Source organism: Bacillus cereus group sp. Bc031, assembly GCF_027716265.1.
GTDB classification, from domain to species: Bacteria; Bacillota; Bacilli; order Bacillales; family Bacillaceae_G; genus Bacillus_A; species Bacillus_A paranthracis.
In genome coordinates, this window is record NZ_JAQFUL010000173.1 from 1 (window position 1) to 3158 (window position 3158).

The window sequence follows — 3158 nt, forward strand, 5'->3', positions numbered from 1 at the left end:
GCTAGGAAACTAGCACGTACGGTGTGAGGTGGGGGAAAAGGTGGAGATTACATCAAAGCCTTACCTATCATCATAAGAATGAGAAATGGTTATATTAGGAGCAGTTGTAAATGGGATTTGCATTATATTTGGTACTTTACTAGGTAAATTATTTAGTAGAATACCAGAAAGTATGAAGGGAACAATTATGCATGCAATCGGTTTAGCGGTTACTGTACTTGGACTTCAAATGGCATTGAAAAGTGAAAAATTTCTTGTTGTCATACTAAGTTTAGTAATTGGTACCGTCATCGGGGAATGGTTACAATTAGAGGGAAAGTTAAAACAGTTAGGAGATTGGCTAGAAAATAAAGTTGGATCGAAAGGGAAAGGGAGCATATCAGAAGGTTTTGTAACAGCTACTTTAATATTTGCAATTGGCGCGATGGGGATACTTGGTGCACTCGACAGTGGAATTCGCGGAAATCATGATATTTTATTTACAAAGGCAATTATCGATGGATTCATTTCTATTATATTAACGACAACTTTAGGAATTGGCGTAGTATTTTCAGCGATTCCCGTTATTTTATATGAGGGTGGTATTGCAATTTTTGCAACACAAATTAATAGTTTGGTCCCGAAGGAATTAATGAATCAATTTATAGTAGAAATGACAGCTACAGGTGGTATTATGATAGCCGCTATTGGATTGAACTTGCTTAGTATTATTAAAATCAAGGTGGCAAATTTACTTCCAGGTATATTGGTAGTGGGTGTAATTGTTTCAATTATTTATGGTTACGGTTTGTTAGTAAATTAGTAGAGGATGGAAATACATATGGAGGAGTTTCAATTTACAAAACGTGTGCATAACATATTGGAGATTGCAGCAGAAGAGGCAGAATGTAATATCATTCAACCAGTTCATTTATTTATTGGCATGTGTAAAGAAGGTACTGGCGTTTGTGGCGAGTTGTATATGTATTTGTTCCGTAATATGGGTACGGATTTTTCAGAAAAATTTTCATTACGAAAACAATATGATTTAACGGATCAAGATTATAAAAAAATAGGACAATATAAATTATCCCATAAGACGCTAGAAATTTTACAAATAGCGAAAAAACGTATGGAACGTTTTCAGCAAGTAATAATTAATGAAGGACATGTTATATATGCATTATTTCGTGTAAATCCAGTTATTGAAAATGCACAGATGCAAAGAGATATATTACGTATTATAGCTGAGCCAAGAGATTTAGCAGTCGATTTAAAAAGTTTTGTTCCTATTTATAATGATTTAACTTGTACTGTTAGAAAGGCTAACGCTTCTGATTTTGAACAATTAGCAATTTTTGTTGAAGCAGAATTTGGTGAACGGTGGTTACATTCGATAGAGTATGGATTTCGTACATATAAAGAAAACTTACCTATTTATATAGCAGAGCAAGAAGAAGTGATAGTAGGTTTCGCTTGTTATGACGTAGTGAGAGGAAAGAAAGGATTGTTTGGTCCAATGGGCACGGCGAAACAAAATCGTGTGAAAGGTGTAGGGAAGCAATTGTTACATTGTAGTCTATATAGTATGAAGCAAGAGGGTTATGAATATGCAATTATTGGGCAAGCGGGCCCAATTGAGTTTTATGAGAGATGTTGTAATGCACGTTTAATACCGATCATGGATTATTAACCAACTTCATTTAGGTGGAGTTGGTTTTATTATGAAAAAAATGTGGGAATGTAGTGATTTTTATTAGAAAATAGCGGGTTTTGTAGTAAATCTTACAAATAAAGCAAATTACTAAACTTTTTATAAGAAAGGGTGTAGAATGGGTATCTAAAGAAAGAAGGTGTGAAAATGGCCAGCTGGAAACGAAATTTAATGATTTGTTGGCTAGGTTGTTTTACCACTGCAGCCGGTATGAGTTTAGTAATTCCTTTTTTATCTTTTTATATTGAGGAATTAGGGGTGACTGGCACTTCTAGTATTGCACAGTGGTCGGGACTTGCATTTGGTGTAACATTTTTAATGGGTGCGATCGTATCACCAATATGGGGAAAGCTTGGTGATATACATGGACGGAAATTGATGCTAATTCGTGCTAGCCTTGGTATGGCGATTATTATGACGCTTATGGGGTTTGTAACGGATGTATATCAACTAGTCGCACTAAGATTTTTGATGGGAGCAGTATCTGGTTTCCTTTCAACAGCAATGACATTTATTGCAGCAGAAACTCCGCAAGAGCATTCAGGTTGGGCGATCTCCACAATTTCAACTGGTGGCGTGAGCGGTTCTTTACTTGGACCGTTACTTGGAGGTTATTTATCTGAGTTAATTGGAATGCGTCATGTTTTTCTTGTTACAGGAGCTTTTTTATTCCTTTCCTTTCTCATCGTTTTTTTCTTTCTACATGAAGAAAATCACTCTGCTCAAGCAAAAAAAGTACAAACGAAAAAAGTATGGACGATGGTTCCAGCTAAACATTTGATTATTAGTTTGTTTGTAACAACATTTATTATTCAACTTGCTAATATGTCTGTTCAGCCAATTGTTACATTGTACGTGAAAAATTTAGTTGGTCCTCAAACAGCGCATATTGAAACAATTGCAGGCGCCGTTATGTCAGCGACAGGATTAGCTGTTATTTTGGCAGCACCAAGATTAGGACGATTATCAGATCATATCGGTCCTCAAAAAACGTTAGTTGTAGCGTTGTTTGCTGCAGGAATTATTTTTATCCCGCAAGCATTTGTAACCTCAGCTTGGCAACTATTAATTCTTAGATTTTTATTAGGTATTGCACAAGCAGGATTATTACCTTCCGTACAAACTCTACTAAAACAACATACACCAACTCATGTAACGGGACGAATATTTGGATATAATCAATCGTTTCAGTTTTTAGGAAATATGATTGGACCAGTACTTGGTGGACAAATTGCAGCACATGCAGGGTTTCAATATGTTTTCTTCTCTACATCATCACTATTGTTTATTGCGTGTATTTGGGTTTATTTTCATAATAAGAACGAAGAGGTATCAGAGAAACGACATTTGGAAGTTAGTTAACTAAGTGAATGAAAAAAGGATGAAGCAATGATTAAAATGTACCCTATAGAATAGACACTTAAAAAAAAGTCTATTCTATAGGGTCTTTCTTGTATAATGAGAG

3 protein-coding genes are annotated in these 3158 nt (G+C 35.2%); all 3 read left to right on the forward strand.

Annotated features, from left to right (window positions below; translation table 11 throughout):
- Window positions 1-85 precede the first annotated feature (85 nt).
- The 3 genes from PDQ33_RS28560 (at window position 86) to PDQ33_RS28570 (ending at window position 3055) form a co-directional block, all read left to right on the forward strand.
- Window positions 86-802: a DUF554 domain-containing protein gene (locus tag PDQ33_RS28560; protein WP_061131134.1), complete on the forward strand. Its 717-nt coding sequence runs from the start codon at window positions 86-88 to the stop codon at window positions 800-802.
- 18 nt (window positions 803-820) lie between these two features.
- Entirely contained in the window at window positions 821-1672 is an 852-nt protein-coding gene (locus PDQ33_RS28565) for a GNAT family N-acetyltransferase (RefSeq protein WP_061131135.1), read from the forward strand.
- 168 nt (window positions 1673-1840) lie between these two features.
- A complete protein-coding gene (locus PDQ33_RS28570) occupies window positions 1841-3055 on the forward strand; it encodes a multidrug efflux MFS transporter (RefSeq protein WP_000179317.1) in 1215 nt (404 codons plus the stop codon).
- The last annotated feature ends 103 nt before the right edge of the window (window positions 3056-3158 follow it).